Here is a 19,604-nt window from a genome sequence, read left to right on the forward strand (position 1 = left end):
ACTTGGAGTAGCCGCGAGCGGTGCGGCGATTCCACCGGAGGGAAGCATGAAGACTCGTCGCAACAGCCTGCCCATGCGTCACGCCACGCTGCTGACCCTGGTCGCCGGTTCGATGCTCGGCGTCGCACGGGAGGCGGTCGCCGGGCCCGAGGGGGCGCAGGTCGTCCGCGGCCAGGCGAGCTTCAGCCGCAACGGGTCGACCACGACCATCACCGCCGGCAACAACGCGATCATCAACTACAACAGCTTCAACATCGGTCAGGGCGAGGCCGTGCGGTTCGTGCAGCCCGGCGCCAGCAGCCGCGTGCTCAACCGCATCACCGGCAGTACCCCGACTAAGATCGAGGGCACGCTGACCGCCAATGGCCAGGTGTACCTGGTCAACCCCGCGGGTGTGTTCTTCGGCCAGAACTCGGTGGTGAACACGGCCGGCTTCTATGCCGCCGCGGGCAAGATTTCTGACGCCGACTTCCTGTCGGGCGTCAACCACTTCTCGAACGTGACCGGCCCTGTGGTGAACCAGGGCATGATCGACTCGGGCACGGTCGCTCTGATTGGCGCCCGCGTGGCGAACTCGGGCACCATCGTCGCCAACGGCGGAATGGTGACCACGGTCGTCGGCAATGACGTGATGATCCGCGAAGGCCGCGGCGGCATCTATGTGAAGGTTGACGGCAAGCAGGTCAACACCGCAGCGGGCCCGGTAAACGCCAACCCTGGCGTCGCTGGAACCACCGCGTCCCTTGAGAACACCGGCACCATCTCCGCCCGCGGCGGCATCGTGACCCTCGCTGCGGGCGACGCCCTGTCGCTCGCCATTGCCAACAAGGGCATGGTCAGCGCCCCCGGCGGCAAGGTGAGCGTCACCAGCCACAGCGGCACCGTCCGCAACACGGGCACGATCACCGCGAGCGTCGAGAGCGGCCAGGCCGGCTCCGTCGTGGTGCAGGCCCCGCGCGTGATCAACAGCGGCACGGTCGCGGCCGTCTCGAGCAGCGGCGCTTCGGGCTACGCCGAGGTGACCAGCTCCCGCGAGACGCGTCTGGAGAGCGGCAGCGTGGTCTCGGCCGCGGGCGGCAGCGGCGTGGCTGATGCCGGCGAGGTGCTCATCCACAGCTATCACGGCGGCACGACGGTGGCCGCGGGGGCGACCGTCGATGTGTCCGGCGGCGAACTGGGCGGCGACGGCGGCTTTGCCGAGGTCAGCGGCGCCAAGCTCGCAGTGTACGGCACCGTGAAGGGCGACACCGCCGAGGGCTACGAGAGCGCGACCGTGCTCTTTGACCCCTTCAACATCTACATCGGCAACGGCAAGGGCAACAACGACAACGAGGTCGACGACGGCACGGTGGAGGACACCGACGGCCCCGGCGATACGTTTGTGATTACGCCCGACGCGATTGAGGGCTTCAACGGCGACGTCCGCCTCGAGGCCACCAACGACATCATCGTCGGCGAGAACATCAACAAGACCAACGGCGGCCTGACCCTGGAGGCCGGCAACGACATCCGCTTCGGCTTCGAGGGCGACATGTCCTTCGAGATGCTGGACATCCGTGCCAACTTCCTCAACTTCAAGGCCGGGCACAGCATCGTGGACAACCGCCTCCTGGGCACCGCCCTCACCGCCACGGCGGGCGACATCATCACCGAGGGCACGACGGGCGATGTGGACTTCGGCCTCGCCACCGTCCCCAACGGGCGCACGCTGTCGATCACCCAGGCCCAGAGCAAGTTCGTCGGCGCCAGCGAGTTCGGCTTCGTCGGCAACCCCACGGGCACCAACCTGGTGGTGCGGATCACCGACGGCTTCCTGATCTTCGGCGGCGACTTCGGCGGCACCAGCGGCTACCAGAACATTCTGAGCGTGGATGCCCACGCGACTGAGTTCCTCCGCGTCGAGGACGACCTGGACATCGGCACCACCGCGAACCTCCGCAGCAACGGAAACGTGGAGATCGACGGGTTCATCCACGCCGGCCAGTCCATCAACCTGCACGCGGGGCAGGATGGCACGGGCGATGTCAAGTTCATTTCCGCGGGCCAGAGCCTGTGGGGCGACACCATCGCCCTCCGCGCTGGCAGCAACACCGGCCTGGCCACCGCCCGCGTGGACGCCCTGACCAACTCGCCCACCTTCGCCGCGAGCGCCGGCCCCGGCACCCGCCCGCAGTCCTTCACTTTCGAGCAGGACGCGGCCATCACCAACGCGGACCTGCCCACCGCCGACCAGTTCGGCTCGATGCTGATGGGCATGACGTACGTCGTGCGCTCCAACGACTCGTCGGTCACGGTGAGCAACGGCTCGTACTTCGACGCCACCTCGCTCACGCTCGACAGCGAAACCGGCTCGTTCATCAACGACCCGCTGAACGTCTTTTCGCTGGATGTGTTCGGGGACGCCATCCTCTCCGCCGACGTCTCCTCGATCGGCGACCAGCACTACCACGACGCGACCTGGCTCGTGGGCGACCGCACCCTGAGCGCGTCGACGGTGATCTTCGACGGCCCGGTCAACCCCTACGTCACCATCAGCAACATCACCGAGGGCGAGCCCGGCGTGGCCGCGCCCCAGGCCTCACTCACGATCAACGGCAACATGGTCGACCATGGGGCCATTGGCAACATCCTGCCCCTGGACTTCCTGCACGTCACCGGCTCCACCTTCATGGACGGTGGGCTCGTGCACACGCTGGGCGATCAGATGTACGACGGCTCGGTGATCCTCGGCGCCGACCAGCTCCTGGAGAGCGACGAGGACGGTACCATCCGCTTCGGCGACACGGTGGACGGCGCGTTCGACCTCACCGTGCGCACCACCGAGGGCGGGCTCATCGTGTTCAATGGCGATGTCGGCGGCCAGACGGCCCTCGTCGACATCACCCTGAGCACCGCCGGCGAGGACGGCAGCCGCGAGGTCCCGGACAAGGCCACCATCGTCGGCGAGCGCTCGATCTCCATACGCTCTCGCGACTTCACCATGGGCCAGAACGAGAAGTTCACGACCCTGGGCGACCTGCTCATCAACTCGAGCCGCCAAGCCACGCTCGGCGATCTGGTGACCGTCGGCGACATGACCGTGATCGCCCCGACGATCCGCCTGCTGCGGCGCGAGGCCGCGACGCTCATCCGCGTGGGCGAGGGCGAGGTCGGCGACCGCGGCCTTGACTTCGTCGCGGGCGGCGAGATCGACTTCCAGGGTGACGTGAGGCTCGGGGGTCCTGCGGGCTCACCCGCGCCCACGTTCGCCGACGCCGACGGCGTGATCGGCGACCCCGTGGTCAACCTGTTCGAGATCACGCAGAGCAAGACCAGCGAGACGAGCCTCTCGGCCCTCGTGCTCGACGGCCAGGTGCTGGACCAGAAGACCACGCCCGCCGTCGCACCGCCACCGCCGCCTCCCCCTCCTCCGCCGCCTCCTCCGCCGCCCCCCCCGCCGCCGCCTCCGCCCCCGCCGCCCGCGGACGAGCTGGCCGGCGCGGTGCCGCCCCCGCCGCGCTTCCGCGACACCGTGCAGCCCAAGGTCTACGACGTCGGCCTGCTCACCCAGCTGGGCATCGCCGGGCGCGGCGTGCGGCTCGAGGAGGCCCGCGCGGCCCTCGGCGGGCGCTACGAGTACAACGACATGCCCGCGGACATCGAGGACTTCGGCGGCAGCCGTGCCTTCGCCGCGACCCGTGTCGATATCGAGTCGGTCATGCGGGTGGCCGCGGCGTACCGGCAGGTGATCGGCACCACGCCCGAGCGCACCGGCGAGGTGAGCCAGGCCCTCAGCGACGCCGCGGGCCGCTACTTCACCCTCACGCAGGCCACGGACGTGGACCCCGCCGCGTTCCGCAACTACCTCGAGACCACCCCCGAGGAGCGGGCGACGCTGGCGCAGGTGCAGCAGCTCGAGAACCTGCTGGCGGACATCCGCCGGCTGGGCCTCGCCGAAGTCGAGTACCGCCAGGCCCGCTCACGGGTGCTCTCGCAGATAGCGTCGGACAAGCTGCCGGCCGATGTGCTGGCGCGGGCGATCGAGAAGCCGCGGTCATGAGGTGAGTGAATATTGAGTGCGACGACGACGCAGGGCGTGGGCCCTGCGTCGTTTCCTTTGCTGGAATTAGCTAGCGGTACGCACAAATCGCATCCCACCCCGCCTGAACCGCCTCTCGCTCGGGATTGCGGATCACCGCCGCGCGTCCATCTGGAAGCGGCACGACAATGCGAAGGTCGCCACCGAGCGTCTTTTTGTCCTCGCGCATGAGGTCGATCAGGCGACCAACCTCAGGAAGACTCGGTGCCGATGTGGGAAGGCCCGCAGCCTGCACAGCCTTGCGAACGACTTCCGCAAGCGCGCGAGGCGCAAGCCCCAGGCCGGCCGATGCAGTCGCGGCCGCGATGAGGCCTAGCCCCACGCATTCGCCGTGGCGCAAGTCGGTCAGCGACTCAATCACGTGGCCGAACGTGTGGCCAAGGTTGAGCAGGGCTCGTCCACCGTCTCGGTCCGCCGCTTCCTCGCGTTCATCGCCTGCGACCACAGTTGCCTTCACCTGCACGTTGCGATTGATCAGCTCGGTAAGCGGGCCTCCCTCGATCGCGGTGACCGAGGCAAGGTTCGCAAGCGTCCACTCCCAGAGCGCGTCGTCACCGGTGTGTCCAGCAATCAGCCCGTGCTTGAGGCACTCCGCGATCCCCGACCGGAACTCACGCGCGGGAAGCGATCGGAGCATGTCGACATCAACGATCACGCCCGCGGGCTGCCAGAACACCCCGACCACGTTCTTCTTGAGCGAGCCGTTCACCCACAAGTTCACGCCGGTTTTCCCGCCGACGCTCGCGTCGACCATCGCCAGCAGCGTGGTGGGGCAGTGGATCACAGGCACGCCGCGCCGGTAGGTTGCGGCCACGAACCCGGCCAGATCGCAGAGTGCGCCGCCGCCGATCGCGATGATCGGGTCGGTGCGCTCATGCCGGACAACCGCGAGCTGCTGGAGCAGCACCTCGGCGTTTGCCAGCGTCTTGCACGGCTCACCACCCGCGATTGGAAGCCGCGTGGTTGCGAACCCCGCCGCAGCGAGCGACCGCTCGGCTGAATCGACCATTGCCGCGGGCACGTTCGAGTCGGCGATGATTGTCGCCCGAGTGCCGGGCGTCGCGAGCGCACCGCGTGCGACCTCTCCAGCACGGGCGAGCAGCCCCTGCCCGACATGCACGTCGTAGCTGCGGGCACCCAGTTGGACGCGGATCGGCATGCTGGATGAGTCTAGAACCCGCCGCCCCCGAGCTTCTGGTACGTCTCCAGCGCGAAGCCCTCCAGCTGCGCCCGCCGCCGGAGGCGTGCCATTGCCTCGCCCTTGTCGCCCGCCTCCGCCAGCAGCCACGAGACCAACCCGTCGTGCGTCGGGTGCAGGTGCCAGTACGCCTCCGTCTGCCACCGCTTCGCCCCGCCGGTCACCAGCACCAGGGCCTCGGGCCCTCGCCCGGCCGCGCGGGCCTCCTCCGCCGCGGCGAACGCCAGCCCGCCCAGCCGCTGCCAGAAGATCTCCGTATCCGCCCCGTGCGGCAGTTCGCGCTCCAGCAGCAGCGTGGCATCAAGCACCGCCCCGGCGAACGCGGTCGCGTTGAGCGAGGTTGGCGTGATCTCGCGGACGGGCGCCGGCGCCACGCCATTGCCCGCCGCGGCCGCGGCCTTCAGCGACTCCAGCATCTCGAACCCAAGGTCGATGCACTGGTCGAGCGTGAGTCGTTTCGCCCGCCACTCGGTGGCGATCTCCATGGACGCCGTCTTACGTCCACCCGCGGGCGAGACCACGATCGCGTACACCCGCTCCGCTGGCCCCGGTGGGGGCTTGCACGCGGGCAGCATCAACGCGAGAAGGACCAGCAGCACAGCAGAAACGCGCGGCATGCTTGCAGCGTACCGCGCGTCGCTCATCCATGGAATGCGCCCGGGATCGCCCAGTGGACGAGGACTCAGGGCTTCTTCGCCGCCCCGCCCGCGGGCTTGGCCGTGAACGTGATGTTCGCATCCGCCCACACTTCGACCTTGCCGGGCACCACCGGCTCCTCACCGCCAGCGCCCCCGGACTCGCCGCCCATGCGGTTGCTCATCTGCGCCATCTGCCCGTAGCGGGGGTACCAACCGCCCATCTGCGATGTTGTCGTCGCGGTCTCCACGCTGGTAATCTCCAGGTCGAGCGCCTCGGCCAGCACCGCGGCCTTGCGGCGGGCCGCCTGCACCGCGAGCTTGATCGCCTCCTCGCGGGCTGCGATCGCCTCGCGGATGCCGAAGGACACGTAGTCCACGCGGTTGCAGCCGGCGCTGAGCGCGGCGTCGATGGTCTTCGGCACCGCCTTCAGGTCCGACGTGCGGACGCGGACCATGATGCTTGCGTCATACGCGACGATCTGTCGCACCTCCAGGCCATTGCTGGGCCGGTACTCGTCGTACCTGGGGGTGAGCTGCACGGTGCCGGTCTGCAGCTCCAGGTCCGGCAGGTTCAGAGCGCGGATCGCCTTCAGCGCGGCGTCCATCGCCTTGTTGGCCTCCGCCTGCGCCTCCGACGCGGTCTTCGAGATGATCGACACGCCCACGGAGATGTCGACGTAGTCGGGCGTGCGCTCCACGCGGGCGGTGCCGTTGGAGCTGATGGTGGTCTCCTTCACTTCGCTTGCGGCGAGTGTGCCAGAGGCATCGGGAGGCAGGGCGCGCCCGGGACGGGTGATGTCCTGCGCCGAGGCGCTCAGCGGCATGAGGGCAAGGGCGGCGAGGATCGCGGTCCGGGAGAGGCGGCGACTGGTGGTGAGGTTCATGGGTGTGTGCTCCTTGTGCTGAGTTGTACGTACGAGGCGTGGGGGAGTGCCGAAGCGTGTGACAGAGTGGTTACCGAGTGAAAACACCCGCTGGCGAGCGGGTGTTTCCGAAGCGTTTACTCGTATAGGTCCTTTGAGTCCTATAGGTCCTGTGAAAGCGGGCTCTCAGTTCGACATCACCGGCGTGTCCTCACGCATCGCGGCGAGGCCCGCCTTCAGCGAACCGTTCGCCTTGCTCTCGACGATCGCATGGGTGTTGAGCGCGGCCGCGCCCTCGCTGGCCTTGGCGGAGATCTCGCCGTTCTTGCCGACCTCGTCGAAGCGGACGGAGACGCGGGTGGAGACGCCGCGTTCCTGCATGGTGACGCCGTAGAGGCGGTCGGCGGACTGCATGGTGCGCTTGTTGTGCGTGATGACGATGAAGTGGGAGCGGTCGGTGTACTCGCGGATGACGTGGTTGAAGCGGCCGACGTTGCCCTCATCAAGCGCGGCGTCCACTTCGTCCAGCACGCAGAAGCAGGAGGGCTTGCTGCGGAAGATGGACATGAGGAGGGCCACGGCGGTGAGCGTCTTCTCGCCGCCGGAGAGCTGGCTGATGGAGCGGGGCTCCTTGCCCGGCGGCTTGGCGATGACCTCGATGCCGGACTCGAGCAGGTCGGTCTCGGTGGTTTCGACCTTGGAGGTCGTGCCGTCGGCGTTCTCGACTTCCTTGATGAGGGGCATGAGGCGGACCTCGGCCTTGCCGCCGCCGAAGAGCTTGCGGAACATGCCGGACTCGCCGCCGAAGTTCTGCTGGATCGTGGTGAAGATCTCGCCGAAGCGCTCGCGGGAGACCTGGTTGAGCGTGGTGATGAGGTCCTCGAGCTGCTGGCGGGCGGCGTCGATGTCGGCCACCTGCTTGACGAGCGTGTCGTTCTGCTGCTCGAGGTTCTTTTCTTCTTCCATCGCCTCGAGGTTCACGCTGCCGAGCTTGCGGACGGCCTCCTTGAGCGTGTCGATGTTGAGCGCGGCCTCGCTGGTGTCGATGCGGGTCACATCGCCGCCGGCCATCATCTCGCGGTACTCGGGGTACTCGCGGGGCAGGTCGACGCTCAGCTCCTCCTGCGTCCGCTCCTCCATGTTCTCGCGCTTGACCTCGAGCTCGCGGCGCGAGACTTCGAGGCTGTGCCAGTCGCGCTCCAGCACGTTGAAGTGCTGGCGGGCGGCGTGCACCTGCTCGGCGAGCGTGGAGGCGGATTGCTCCGCGGCCTTGAGCTGCTCGAGCAGCGTGGTTGACTGAGCGGCCAGGGTCGTGGCCTGCTCCTTGCTCGTGACGATCTGCTGAGCGCACTGCTCGATCGCGGCCGCGTGCTCGGCGAGCTTGGACTCGAGCCGCTCCAGGTGCGACGTGAGGTCGCGGGCCTGGCGGGTGAGCTCGTCGCGGGAGTTCTCCAGGCGTGACAGCTCGCGGCGGGCGCCGGAGACCTGCTCGGAGAGCTTGCTGACGTCCACCTTCGCGGAGGTCATCTGCTCCTGCGCGGCGTCGGCGCGGAGCTGGATCGACTTGACCTCGGCCTCCAGCGACTGCGCGGCCTTGGTCTCCTCCTCCTGGAGTCGGCCGAGTGACTCGGCCTTCTCCTGGAGCTTGGCGCGGTCCTCTTCGAGCTTCTTGAGGCGATCAGCGAGCTGCGCGGATTCCTGATCGAGGCCGCGGTGCTCGCGCTGCACGCGGGCGAGGTCGGCCTGGAGGCGTTCGAGCTTGTTCTGCTCCTGGAGCACGGTGCGCTGCTGCTGGGCGAGGGATTGGCGGGCGGAGCCGAGCTGGGCCGTCATGGCCGCGGCCTCGGTGTCCACGCCCTTGAGAGCGGTGCGCTCGGTCTCGAGCGTGGCGGAGAGCTCGGCGACCTGGGCACGCAGAGTGTCGAGCTCGGCGCGACGGCGGAGGAAGCCCGCGGCCTCGTCGCTCGCGCCTTTACCCGCATTGACGCGACCGTCGGCGTCGAGGGTCATGCCGTCGCGGGTGATGAAGCGGGCGTGCTGGCCCGCGAGGGGGCCGCTGGCGAGCATGAGCGCGGCGTCGAGGTCGGTGACGAGGTAGCTGCGGCCGAGCACGCGGTCGAGCAGGTCCTGGAGGCGGGGGTCGGCCTGATCGCCGCCGCGGACTTTCACGAGCGAGCGCAGCGACACGAGGCGTGCGCGGGCGGAGTCGAGCATGAAGCCCGCGGCCGCGAGATCGACGGAGGGGACCGTGTGCGGCGAGGGGGCCGCGGCGGTCATCGGCAGGAATGTGACGCGGCCCGGGAGCTTGGCGAGGTCCTCGCGGCTGGGGAGGGCGGCGGCGTTCTCGATGACGAGGGCCTGGAGGTCGGCACCGAGGGCGGACTCGACGGCCGCGGCGGCCTCCGCGTCCAAATCACTCCGCGTTTCGATGAGGTCGGCCAGCGGGGCGATCACGCCAGCGAACGCCCCATCGCCCTTCTCGCGGGCCTTGAGGACGGCGCGGACGGACTCGGCGAAGCCGGCGCGGTTCTCGACCATCTCCTGCAGCGTGGCGCGGCGGGAGTCGATGCGGACGAGTTCCTGCTCGAGGGACTTCGTGCGATCGGCGCGTTCGCGGCGGTCGGTGGAGAGGCGGCCGAGCTGCTCCTCCAGGCGGGTGAGCTCCCACTCGAGTTCCTTGACCTTCTCCGCCGCGGCCTTGGTGGTGGCCTCGCCGGCGGTGATGCCCTCTGCGAGGCGGCCCTCGTCCTCAGTCAGCTTGCCGGCCTTGCCCGCGAGACGCTCGATCTGCTCCTTGAGGCCGCCGGGGCCGTCGATGCGCTTGGCGTCGGCCGCGATGGAGGCGAGCAGGCCGATGCGCTCGCGGTCGATGCGGGAGGCCGACGACTGCTTCTGCGAGAGCTGCTGCCGCCTTTCGTTGAGGCTCTCGAGCACCTCGGCACGCTGGCTGCCCGCCTGCTGGAGGCGGCGCTCGGCCTCGGCGAGCGACTCGCCCATCGCGGCGATGGACTCGCGCTGATCGGTGATGGACGTCTCGGTGGACGTGAGCCGCTGGGCGATGTCCGCCTGCCGCTGGCGGTCTACTTGGCCTTGACGCTGGGCCTCCTCGACGGCTCTTTCCAGCATGCCCTGCCGCTGCGTGGCCTGCTGCACGGCGTGCTCGGCGCCGAGCCGCTCCTGCTCCACGCCCTTGTGTTGGCTGGCGAGCTCGTGCCTCTGGAGGTCGGCCTCCTGCTTCCTGGTCTCGAGCTCCGCGAGCGTGGCCCCGCCCTCGTCGCGCTGCACGCTGAGGTCGGCCTGGCGGCTGGTCAGCCCCGCGAGGCGCTGCACGAGGTCGTCGTACTGGTCGAACGCGAGCGCGAGGCGCCACGCCTTGAGCTGCGAGTCGAGCTCCACGAACTTGCGGGCCTTGACCGCCTGGCCCCGCACCAGCCGCAGGCGACGCTCGGTGCTCTCCAGCTGCTCGCGCGTGGTCGTGAGGTTAGCCTGCGTGCGCTCCAGCTTGCGCTGGGCCTCGACGCGGCGCTGCTTGTACTTGGCGATCCCCGCGGCCTCCTCGAAGATCACCCGCCGCTCCTGCGGGCTGGCGAGGAGCATGGCATCGACCTTGCCCTGCTCGATGATCGAATAGGCGTCCGCGCCCACGCCGGTATCGAGGAACATCTCGCGGATGTCCTTGAGGCGTGCCGTCTTGCCGTTGATGAGGTACTCGCTGTCGCCGTCGCGGTAGAGGCGACGCTCGATCTCGACGGTGTCGGCGTCGAAGTTCAGGCCTCGCTTGCGGCGGGAGACCAGAGGCACTACCGCGGAGTTTGCGGAGGGGGCGGAGTTGCGCGGAGTCGGAGAGGAGGGGTCGGAATCGGAGGGCGAGGCTGATTCAGGATCGGCGGAAGCGTCCGAGATCGAGACATCCTGCTCACCCTCTTTTCCAACCTGCCTTTCCTCCGCGCCCTCCGCAGACTCCGCCAACTCCGCGGTGGGCCTTTTCTCTTCCTGCACGACTTCGAGGACAGGGTTCTCGAACGTCAGCGCGACGCTGGCCATGCCGCCGGGTTTGCGGCCCGCGGAGCCGGCGAAGATGACGTCGATCATCTCGGTGCCGCGGAGGGACTTGCTGGAGCGCTCGCCCAGCACCCACTTGATGGCGTCGACGACGTTGGACTTGCCGCAGCCGTTGGGCCCGACGATGCCGGTGATGGCGTGGTCGAAGGTGAACTCGGTCTTGTCGGCGAAGGACTTAAAACCGCAGACGGTGAGCTTGGCAAGACGCAAGGGCAACCTCCTGTTGCTGGACGCGGGCCTCCGGCCCCGGGGAGACCACAAGATATCGGGCCCGCGGGCCGCCTGCACGCTCGGAGTAGGGGTGGGCGGCCCAAACGCGGCGGTATTCGGGCTCTGGGCGGGATCGTCCGGGAAAACTGGCGTTTGCGCGGCCGGGCGGGGGTGGGGGGTGGGGCGGCGGGGCCTGCGGCAGAGCCATTCCAGCCAATGTCCGAGCCGCAGGGTTACGGCGCGAAGCCGCACGGTCGCGGCGCAGCCCTGCAAGGCCGCAGCGGAGCGCCGAAGGGCCGCGGCGCGCTCCGGCAAGGTCGCCGCGCGGCGCCGCAAGGTCGCGGCGCGGCCCTCCAAGGTTGCAGCGCGGCGCTGCAAGGCTGCGGCTTGGCTCTGCAGGGTCGCGGCCCACCGAGGCAAGGCAGCGCAGGCGAGTGGTGGGGCCGAGGGCCTCGACACCTATTCAGTCCTCAGCCCCGCGACGGCGGATTGACCACCGGCTCGCCCCGCGACCACACCTCGATCACGTAGTAGTCCCCTGGCTCGACGTGGCTCACCCCCGTTGAGAATGAAGCCGCCTGTCGCTCGGCTTCGTCCTTTGTCGAGAGCAGGCACCATTCGTTCGTCGCGATAGTCTCGGCCATGCTGTTGCACGAGAGCGGCGAACAGTCGAAGTGGGGCATCATCGGTGCTTGCGTTTCGCTAGCCGGTGATCCAAGCGAGCCGCCGATGCAGTCATAACCGAGAAACTGAAAGTCGGACGGAAGCGGTTCCGGGCGGAACTCGCCGACCCACCCCGGCACCGCGAACTCCTTCGCGGCACCTGCTACGAACCGCCGAGTCAGCAGCTTGTGGGCGAAGACCGTGTACTTGTCGCGATGTGGGGGCGAGATGAAATCAAGGCACTCAAGCGCTGCCGCGAGGGTGTCGTAGCGACCCCAGCCGTTGAAGGTCCAGTGGTCGAACTTGACCTCCGGCTCGCTGCTGATGCAGTTGCTGACACTGGCGATGGCACGGACGTGCGCCGCCTTATGCCAGTCGGGACGTGCCTCGACCCGCTTCACCACATAGCCAAGAAAGTACATGTCGGACGCAGCAGACACTCCGTCCCCCTCAATGCCCTCTCGGTTCCGCCTTTATCCAAACGCCTTCTTGTAGTCCGCCACGAACTTCTCGAGCCCCTGGTCCGTCAGCGGGTGCTTCATGCACGCGGTGATCACGTTGAGGGGGCAGGTGGCGACGTCCGCCCCCGCCAGCGCGCAGTGCAGCAGGTGGTTGGTGTGGCGGATGCTCGCCGCCAGCACCTTGGTCTCCATGCCGTAGTTGTCGTACACCTGGCGGATGTTGCGGATGAGCTCCATGCCGTCCTCGCCGATGTCATCGAGGCGCCCGATGAACGGCGAGACGAGGTACGCGCCGGCCTTGGCGACCATCATCGCCTGGAGCGTCTGGAAGCAGAGCGTCATGTTGGTCTTGATGCCCTGGTCGCTGAACGCCTTGCAGGCCTTGAGGCCGTCGGTGGTGCAGGGGAGTTTGACGACGATGTTGGGCGCGATCTTCGCGTGGGCCTCGCCCTCGCGCATCATGCCCTTGAAGTCGGTCGAGATGACCTCGGCGGACACGGGGCCGGTGACGATCTTGCAGATGTCGGCGAGGCGCTTGGAGTAGTCCACGCCCTCCTTGGCGATGAGGGTGGGGTTGGTCGTCACCCCGTCGAGGACGCCCAGGTCGTGGGCCTGCTTGATTTCGTCGATGTTGGCCGTGTCTACGTAGATGAGCATGGTGGCAGTCTAGGAAAGGCGTCCACCGCGGAGGTGCGCGGCGGGAGCGGAGTGGCGCGGAGTTGATGCATTTGACAAGAAGTCCCCAGAGCGGGCGATGCAGGGGACTTCACCACGGAGCTTCGCGGAGTGGGCGAAGGTGCGCGGAGAAAGGCAGGAAGAAAGAGCAAAGCCTCGTCCTCCCCCTTCCGACTCCGCGGAACTCCGCCTCCTCCGCGCAACTCCGCGGTAGTGCCTCTCACTTGGACTCCGTGCCCTCGATAGCCCCGCCCGTCACCCGCCACTGGTACAGCCCGCCCGCCATCATCGCGACGTTCTCGTACTCCAGCTCCATCATCCGCTTCACCAGCGCCCGCGGGGCCGCGGATGAGCCGTCCTGGCCGTAGACGATGATGTTCTTGTACCGCTCCAGCCCCGCGTCCCGCGGCCCCTTGGGCTTCACCTGCGACAGCTGGAGGTTGCGCGCCCCCGGGATATGCCCCTTGGCGAACTCCGCCGGCGGGCGGGTGTCCAGCAGGACGATGACGTCGTCCTTGCCCTTGGACCGCTGCAGGTCCAGCAGTCGCTTGACCTCGGCCACGCTCACCTGGTGCTTGTCCACGTCCTTGTCGCTGATGGGCTGCGAGCAGGCCGTCAGCATGAAGAGGCCAAGCACCCCCAGAAGGGTGGCGGTGAAGGTGGTCCAACCAGCTGAACGGAGGGGGCGAACGTTGGTCGTCATGGCTGGCTAGGGTACTGGCCCCGGAGCGGGTTGTCCGGTCGGGGGGGTAGGGGTGAAGGAGGTTCGTGACTTGATCGCGGCCTTGTGCAGCCTCGGAATCTTGACCGCCGGCATCCTCGCGGCCGTCGGGCTCCCGTGCTCCTCTACAAACGTGCAGCCCGAACCCAAAGCGGCCCCCAACGCGTCCGAGCAGGAGAAACGCCCGCACATCCGGGCAACGCTGCTCAACCAGCACCACACCGTCACCCCCAACTCCACGGCCTGGATCGGCCTCGAACTCGACATCGATAAGGACTGGCACACCTACTGGCCCGGCCGCAACGAGACCGGCACACCCCCGGCCGTGAAGTGGAACCTGCCCGCGGGGTACAAGGTCGGCGAGTTCCTCTGGCCCGCCCCCAAGCGGTACGTGCAGGGTGGCGACACCCTCGACCACGTGTACGAGGGTCGGGTGCTGCTGATGGCGCCGCTGGAAGTGCCCGCGTCGGCCAAGCCCGGGGAAAAGGTGCAGATTAAGGCCGCGTGCACGTTCGTGGTGTGCCAGGACGTCTGCCTGATGGAGAAGGCCTCACCCACGCTGACGCTGATAGTCAGCGACGGCTGGAGCAGCTCCACGGTGCCGCCGCATGCCAAGCGCTTCACCGAGGCCCGCGAGCGTGTGCCCGTGCCTCTCAAAGACGCCAAGGGGGTCTCCGCTAAGGTCGAGAACGGCAAGCTCTTAGTAGAGGCCAAGGGGGCGGCCAAGGTGATGTTCTACCCCTACGAAGACTCGGTCGCCACCCCCGCCCTGCTCAAGGAGGGCGAGGTGAAAGGCGAGCGGCTGACGCTCACGCTGCAGCCGGAAGACGCCCCCGCGCGCATCAGGGGGGTTGTCGAGGCCCAGGGCGGCGCACTGAAACAACCGGTGTTTGTCGACGTTGATCTGGAGGTCCCCAGGTCCTGAACGTCTGGAGAGTCGAAGAACGAGGCCGCGTCGGCGCGGGCAGCGTGCCCGTGCCGCGGGGCCGGAACTCAAGGAGTCGGTATGAAAGCGAAGGCACTGCTGGTGATCGTGGCCGCGATGTTCGCGGCGTCCCCCGTCCTGGCCCAGGCGAAAAAGTCGGAGGAGGCCCCGAAAACGACGCAGCCCGAGAAGAAGGACGAGCAGCGCAAGGAAGAGAAGCGGGAGCGCAAGGACGAGTCCAAGGACTCCCAGAAGGACACCAAGAAGGACAGCAAGGACGAGAAGGACCGCAACCCCAAGGCCGCGGCGAAGGTGGGCGAGAAGGCGCCCGACTTCACCGCCACCGACACCAACGGCAATACGGTGAAGCTCAGCGAGCTGACCAGCCAGGGCAAGATCGTCGTCCTGCAGTGGTTCAACCCCGACTGCCCCTACGTGGTCAAGCACTACAAGAAGGGCGACACCAACACCTTCAACGAGCTGCACACCAAGTACAACGGCAAGGACGTCGTGATCCTCGCCGTCGCCAGCAGCGCCCCCGGCAAGCAGGGCAGCGGCACCGAGCGCCTCAACAAGGCCAAGACCGACTGGAACATGCAGTACCCGATCGTCCTTGATGAGTCGGGCACCATCGGCAAGTCCTTCGGCGCCAAGAACACCCCCGCCATGGCCGTGATCGGCAAGGACGGCACCCTCGCCTACTGGGGCGCCATCGACGACGACAACGGCCCGGACAAGCCCGGCAAGACCAACTACGTGGCCAAGGCCCTCGATGAGCTCATCGCCGGCAAGCCCGTGACCACCAAGGAGACCAAGCCCTACGGCTGCTCCGTGAAGTACAAGAGCTGAAACCACGCCCTGATCAGGGCGAGCTTGAAGGTTTGATCAAACGGCCGGAGCGCATGCTCCGGCCGTTCTGTTTTCCCGAGCCGCTCCCAAACCGGGACTTCGCCCTGAGCGGCTCAGTCCCGGCGTCGTGTTGGAGATCCGTATTCCCTACGATGCCCGCACATGCTTGAGAACCTCTCCACCGTCCGTGACCTGCTGCTGGTGTGCATCGGGTTCGGACTCATTGTGTTCGTGCACGAGCTGGGGCACTTCCTGGCCGCGCGCTGGGCCGGGATCCGCGTCCTGGCGTTCGCCATCGGCTTCGGCCCCGCCCTGTTCAGCTACCGCAAGGGCATGGGCCTGCGGGCGGGCTCCGGCGAGAAGGAGTACATCGAGAAGCTCAAGGCCGAGCCGCTGCGGGCCCGCGAGTTCAGCCCCACCGAGTACCGCTTCAACATCCTCCCCCTGGGCGGCTACGTCAAGATGCTCGGGCAGGAGGACGTCAACCCCAACGCCGTCAGCGACGCCCCCGACAGCTACCAGAACTGCATTCCCTGGAAGCGGATGGTGGTCATCTCCGCCGGCGTGATCATGAACATCATCACCGCGGCCATCCTCTTCATCGCCGTGTTCATGGCCGGCCTGCCGGTCGAGCCCGCGAAGGTCGGCACCGTGTTCGCCGGCTCTCCCGCAGCCACCACTCTGCCCACGAACGCCGCCGAGGCCGGCGTCCAATCCCCCGGCCTGCTCCCCGGCGACCGCATCGTCAGCATCAATGGCCGCACGCCTAACTCCTTCAGCGACCTCACGCTGGAAACCGCGATGACCGGCCCGCAGGAGGACATCAACCTGGTGGTCTCGCGCGACGGCGTTGAGCGGCCGCTGGCCTTCCGCCTCCGCCCCGAGCCCGGCAAGCTGACGGGGCTGCTGGAGATCGGCGTGGCGCCCTCGCGCTCGACGCAGCTCATGGACGCCGAGGACGACGCCGAGCTGGAGGCCTGGCAGAAGGACATGGCCAAGAAGGGCTTCCCCGAGATTCAGGCGGGGGCCGAACTGATCCGCGTCGGTGAACACGTCGCTCACGACGGCAACGAAGTCGACGACGCTGCCCGCCACTCCGGCGGCCGCCCCTTTGAGGCCGAGTTCCGCAACAAGGACGGAACAACCTCGGTCGTGGTGCTCCAGCCGATGCCGGAGATGGACACCGACATCCTGCCCGTGAGCGGACGGATCATCACCCCCGTCGAGCACCTGCTCGGCCTGATGCCTGTCATGAAAGTGGATCTGGCAGCGGCGAAGGCCGAGGCCCAGGGCCTCCGTGCCGGCGATGTCTTCGCCCGCATCGGCGACATCGAGTTCCCCAGCATGACGCAAGGCATGACCGCCATCAAAGCCCATTCGGGCAAGCGGCTCCCCATTACCGTGCTCCGCGAGGAGAACGGCGTCAGAAAGCCCGTGCAGCTCGATGTCAAGGTCAGCCGCAAGGGCCAAATCGGATTCCACGTGGGCGACGTCGGCGACGCCGAAGCCCTCGTCGCCCTGCCGTACGACCAGCTCCGCCGACCGCGCGAGAAGGAGCCCTTCCGCCCCGCGGCCGCGGGCGTCATCGTCTCCCCCGGCACTCGCATCGTCGGTGTGAATGACCAGGCGGTGAATGACTTCGCCTCGCTGCGGGCCGCGCTGCTGGATGCCACCAGCGCCGCCACCGACGGCGCGACCATCAATCTCAAGGTCCAGCGCCCCTCCCACGGCCAGCCTCCCGCGGCCGATGCGCCGGTCGAGACATTCCCCATGCGTCTCCAGCAGGCCGACATCACCAGCCTGCGTGCCCTCGGCTGGCAGAGCCCCGTCGGTCTGCCCTTCGAGCCCGAGCAGACCAAGCGCAAGGCCGCGACGCCGGTGGAGGCGATCAAGACCGGCCTCGCGGAAACCCGTCGCGTGATGCTGACGACCTACGTCACCTTCGCCCGCCTGGCGCAGGGCACCGTCAAGGTTGAGCACCTCAAGGGTCCCGTCGGCATCGCCCACATCGGCACGCTGGTCGCCAGCAAGGGCCTGATCAATCTGCTCTTCTTCATGGCCCTGATCTCGATCAACCTCGCGGTGATCAACTTCCTGCCGCTGCCGATCGTTGACGGCGGCCAGTTCCTGTTCCTGGTCTACGAGCAGGTGCGCGGGAAGCCCGTGCCCATGGGCTTCCAAAACGCCGTGACCATGGCGGGCCTGGTGCTCATCGCCAGCATGTTCCTGATCGTGACGTTCAACGACATCTCCAACCTGCTGGGCTTCTGAAAAGAGCCGATCGCGCAAGCGATCGGAGCTTTGATCTGTTGTTCCCTGATGCCTGCGCCAAGGACCACCAATGCACTTCAGCGCAGATGACCTGGTGCTGCTGTGCCTCTTCCTGCTGCTGGGCCTCGTCCTCGCGTTCGTGGCCGTCACCGCGTACACCGCCTGGGTCCTCACGCACCCGTACCGCCGCACCTACGCGTCGGCCCTCGCCCGGGGCCGCCCGGGCGACCCCAGCGAGCTGAACGGCCCCGAGGGGCTAGGGTGGCAATTCTCGTCATGGGAGCTCGCATGGAACGGCCGCACGCTGCCGGTCTGGGATGTGGTCGGCATGAACCCATCCGGCCCCGTGGTCGTCCTCAGCCATGGCTGGGGTGACTCGCGGATCGGCGCACTGTCACGCCTCTCCGGCGTTGCCGCGTTCGCCTCGCGGGCGGTCCTCTGGGATCTGCCCGGGCACGGCGAGGCGCAGGGCTCCTGCTCGCTCGGCACACTTGAGGTCGATGCACTCACTGCCCTGATCGAGCGCATCGGATCGCCTGTAGTTCTGTATGGATGGTCGCTGGGAGCGGGAGTATCCATCGCCGCGGCGGCCCGGCCGGCGAACCCCTCAACCCCCGCAGTTCTCGGCGTCATCGCCGAAGCGCCATACTGCCGCCCCGAGACCCCCGCCCGCAACGTGCTGCGGAGCTGGGGGCTGCCCCGAGGATGGACGCTCGCCTCCGCTCTCGCCCTGCTCGGAGTCCGCTTCGGCGTGGGGCCACGCTGGCGAGCGTTCGACCGCGCGACACTGGCCGCTCAGCTCACAGTGCCCGTCCTGGTGCTGCACGGCGAGGCCGACGACGTCTGCCCCTTGGAAGATGGCCGCCGGATCGCCACCGGCGCGAAGCGTGGGCGACTCGTCGCCATCCCCGGCGCGGGGCATCACGGCCTCTGGACGGACGACCGCACGGCCGTCCTCTGCCGCCAGGCGGTGGGGGAGTTCGTTGCCGGGCTCGCGCGGGATACCACCCTAAACTCCGCCCATGCGCAGCAGTCCCACAGTTGATGCGGTGATGGTGGCCGAGCGGGCCGCGTCGTTCACGAAGCGCTCGATCAAGAACGCGAGCAAGCTGTCGGGCCTGAAGCTCGCGCTGTCGATGCTCGACCTCACCACTCTCGAAGGCAAGGACTCACCCGAGAAGGCCCGAGGGCTGTGCCGCAAGGCTGTGCGCCCCTGGGAGCGCGACGAGCAGGTGCTCGGCGAGCGGCTGCCCAGCGTCGCCGCGGTGTGCGTGTACCCCTCGCTCGTGGGCGTCTGCAAGCACGACCTTGGTGACTGCGGCGTCAAGGTTGCGTCCGTCGCGACGGGCTTCCCCAGTGGCCAGTACCCCCTCGATGTCCGCCTCGAGGACGTTCGTCGCGCCGTCGCCGCGGGCGCTGACGAGATCGACATGGTGATCAACCGCGGCGCCTTCCTCGCGGGCCGTTACGACGAGGTCGCGGACGAAATCACTCGCACAAAGAAGGCCTGCGCTCGCGCCGACGGCACCTCCGCCCACCTCAAGGTCATCCTCGAGACCGGCGAGCTCGAGACCCTGGACAACGTCCGGCGTGCCAGCGACCTCGCCATCCGCGCCATGGCCGAGGCCGGCATGCCCCCGCACGAGCACGGCAACGACTTCATCAAGACCTCCACCGGCAAGGTGCAGCCCGCGGCCACCATGCCCGTCACCCTCGTCATGCTCGAGGCCATCCGCGATTGGTACCTCGAGACCGGCCAGATCATCGGCATGAAGCCCGCCGGCGGCATCCGCACCGCCAAGCAGGCCCTGCACTACCTCGTGATGGTCAAGGAGACGCTCGGCAAGCTCCCCGACGGCGACGCTTGGCTCACGCCCGACTACTTCCGCTTCGGCGCCAGCACGTTGTGCAACGACATCCTGCGTCAGATCGCGTGGCTCAAGGGCGGGAAGTACATGGCGGCGTACGACTTCTCCGAGGCGTGATGCGC

General features: G+C 68.1%; 13 protein-coding genes. 6 read left to right on the top strand and 7 right to left on the bottom strand.

What is annotated here, in order from left to right; all coding sequences use genetic code 11:
• Nucleotides 1–46: 46 nt before the first annotated feature.
• Nucleotides 47–4,039 carry a filamentous hemagglutinin N-terminal domain-containing protein gene (locus tag VD997_07830; GenBank protein HYE61891.1) on the top strand — a complete coding sequence of 1,331 codons (3,993 nt, stop codon included), beginning with the start codon at nt 47–49 and terminating at the stop codon, nt 4,037–4,039.
• Between the two features lie 70 nt (nt 4,040–4,109).
• Here VD997_07830 and VD997_07835 read toward each other — a convergent pair whose 3' ends face one another.
• The 7 genes from VD997_07835 to VD997_07865 form a co-directional block, all read right to left on the bottom strand.
• Complete coding sequence (locus tag VD997_07835; GenBank protein HYE61892.1) at nt 4,110–5,237, bottom strand: 3-dehydroquinate synthase family protein; 1,128 nt, start codon at nt 5,235–5,237, stop codon at nt 4,110–4,112.
• A gap of 11 nt (nt 5,238–5,248) precedes the next feature.
• On the bottom strand, nt 5,249–5,893 hold the full coding sequence (locus VD997_07840) for a hypothetical protein (protein ID HYE61893.1): 645 nt from the start codon (nt 5,891–5,893) through the stop codon (nt 5,249–5,251).
• A gap of 65 nt (nt 5,894–5,958) precedes the next feature.
• Nucleotides 5,959–6,798: an SIMPL domain-containing protein gene (locus VD997_07845; protein ID HYE61894.1), complete on the bottom strand. Its 840-nt coding sequence runs from the start codon at nt 6,796–6,798 to the stop codon at nt 5,959–5,961.
• A gap of 165 nt (nt 6,799–6,963) precedes the next feature.
• Nucleotides 6,964–11,049: a chromosome segregation protein SMC gene (smc, locus tag VD997_07850; GenBank protein ID HYE61895.1), complete on the bottom strand. Its 4,086-nt coding sequence runs from the start codon at nt 11,047–11,049 to the stop codon at nt 6,964–6,966.
• A 470-nt stretch (nt 11,050–11,519) separates the two neighbouring features.
• Nucleotides 11,520–12,152, bottom strand: a complete 633-nt coding sequence (locus VD997_07855) for a hypothetical protein (GenBank protein HYE61896.1) — start codon at nt 12,150–12,152, stop codon at nt 11,520–11,522.
• Nucleotides 12,153–12,185: 33 nt separating this feature from the next.
• Nucleotides 12,186–12,830 carry a fructose-6-phosphate aldolase gene (fsa, locus tag VD997_07860; protein ID HYE61897.1) on the bottom strand — a complete coding sequence of 215 codons (645 nt, stop codon included), beginning with the start codon at nt 12,828–12,830 and terminating at the stop codon, nt 12,186–12,188.
• Between the two features lie 238 nt (nt 12,831–13,068).
• Entirely contained in the window at nt 13,069–13,551 is a 483-nt protein-coding gene (locus tag VD997_07865; protein ID HYE61898.1) for a rhodanese-like domain-containing protein, read from the bottom strand.
• Nucleotides 13,552–13,702: 151 nt separating this feature from the next.
• On the opposite strand from VD997_07865, the gene VD997_07870 reads away from it, so the two are divergent.
• The 5 genes from VD997_07870 (at nt 13,703) to deoC (ending at nt 19,599) form a co-directional block, all read left to right on the top strand.
• Nucleotides 13,703–14,494, top strand: a complete 792-nt coding sequence (locus VD997_07870; protein ID HYE61899.1) for a protein-disulfide reductase DsbD domain-containing protein — start codon at nt 13,703–13,705, stop codon at nt 14,492–14,494.
• 81 nt (nt 14,495–14,575) lie between these two features.
• The gene (locus VD997_07875) at nt 14,576–15,343 is read left to right on the top strand and encodes a redoxin domain-containing protein (GenBank protein HYE61900.1); all 768 of its coding nucleotides are present in this window, start codon (nt 14,576–14,578) and stop codon (nt 15,341–15,343) included.
• Nucleotides 15,344–15,505: 162 nt separating this feature from the next.
• Nucleotides 15,506–17,614: a site-2 protease family protein gene (locus VD997_07880; GenBank protein HYE61901.1), complete on the top strand. Its 2,109-nt coding sequence runs from the start codon at nt 15,506–15,508 to the stop codon at nt 17,612–17,614.
• 70 nt (nt 17,615–17,684) lie between these two features.
• The gene (locus VD997_07885) at nt 17,685–18,659 is read left to right on the top strand and encodes an alpha/beta fold hydrolase (GenBank protein HYE61902.1); all 975 of its coding nucleotides are present in this window, start codon (nt 17,685–17,687) and stop codon (nt 18,657–18,659) included.
• Nucleotides 18,637–19,599, top strand: coding sequence for a deoxyribose-phosphate aldolase (gene deoC, locus VD997_07890; protein ID HYE61903.1), 963 nt, complete (start codon nt 18,637–18,639; stop codon nt 19,597–19,599). The genes VD997_07885 and deoC overlap by 23 nt, the downstream gene beginning before the upstream one ends.
• Nucleotides 19,600–19,604 lie beyond the last annotated feature (5 nt).

Source organism: Phycisphaerales bacterium (assembly GCA_035627955.1).
Classification (GTDB): domain Bacteria; phylum Planctomycetota; class Phycisphaerae; order Phycisphaerales; family UBA1924; genus JAEYTB01.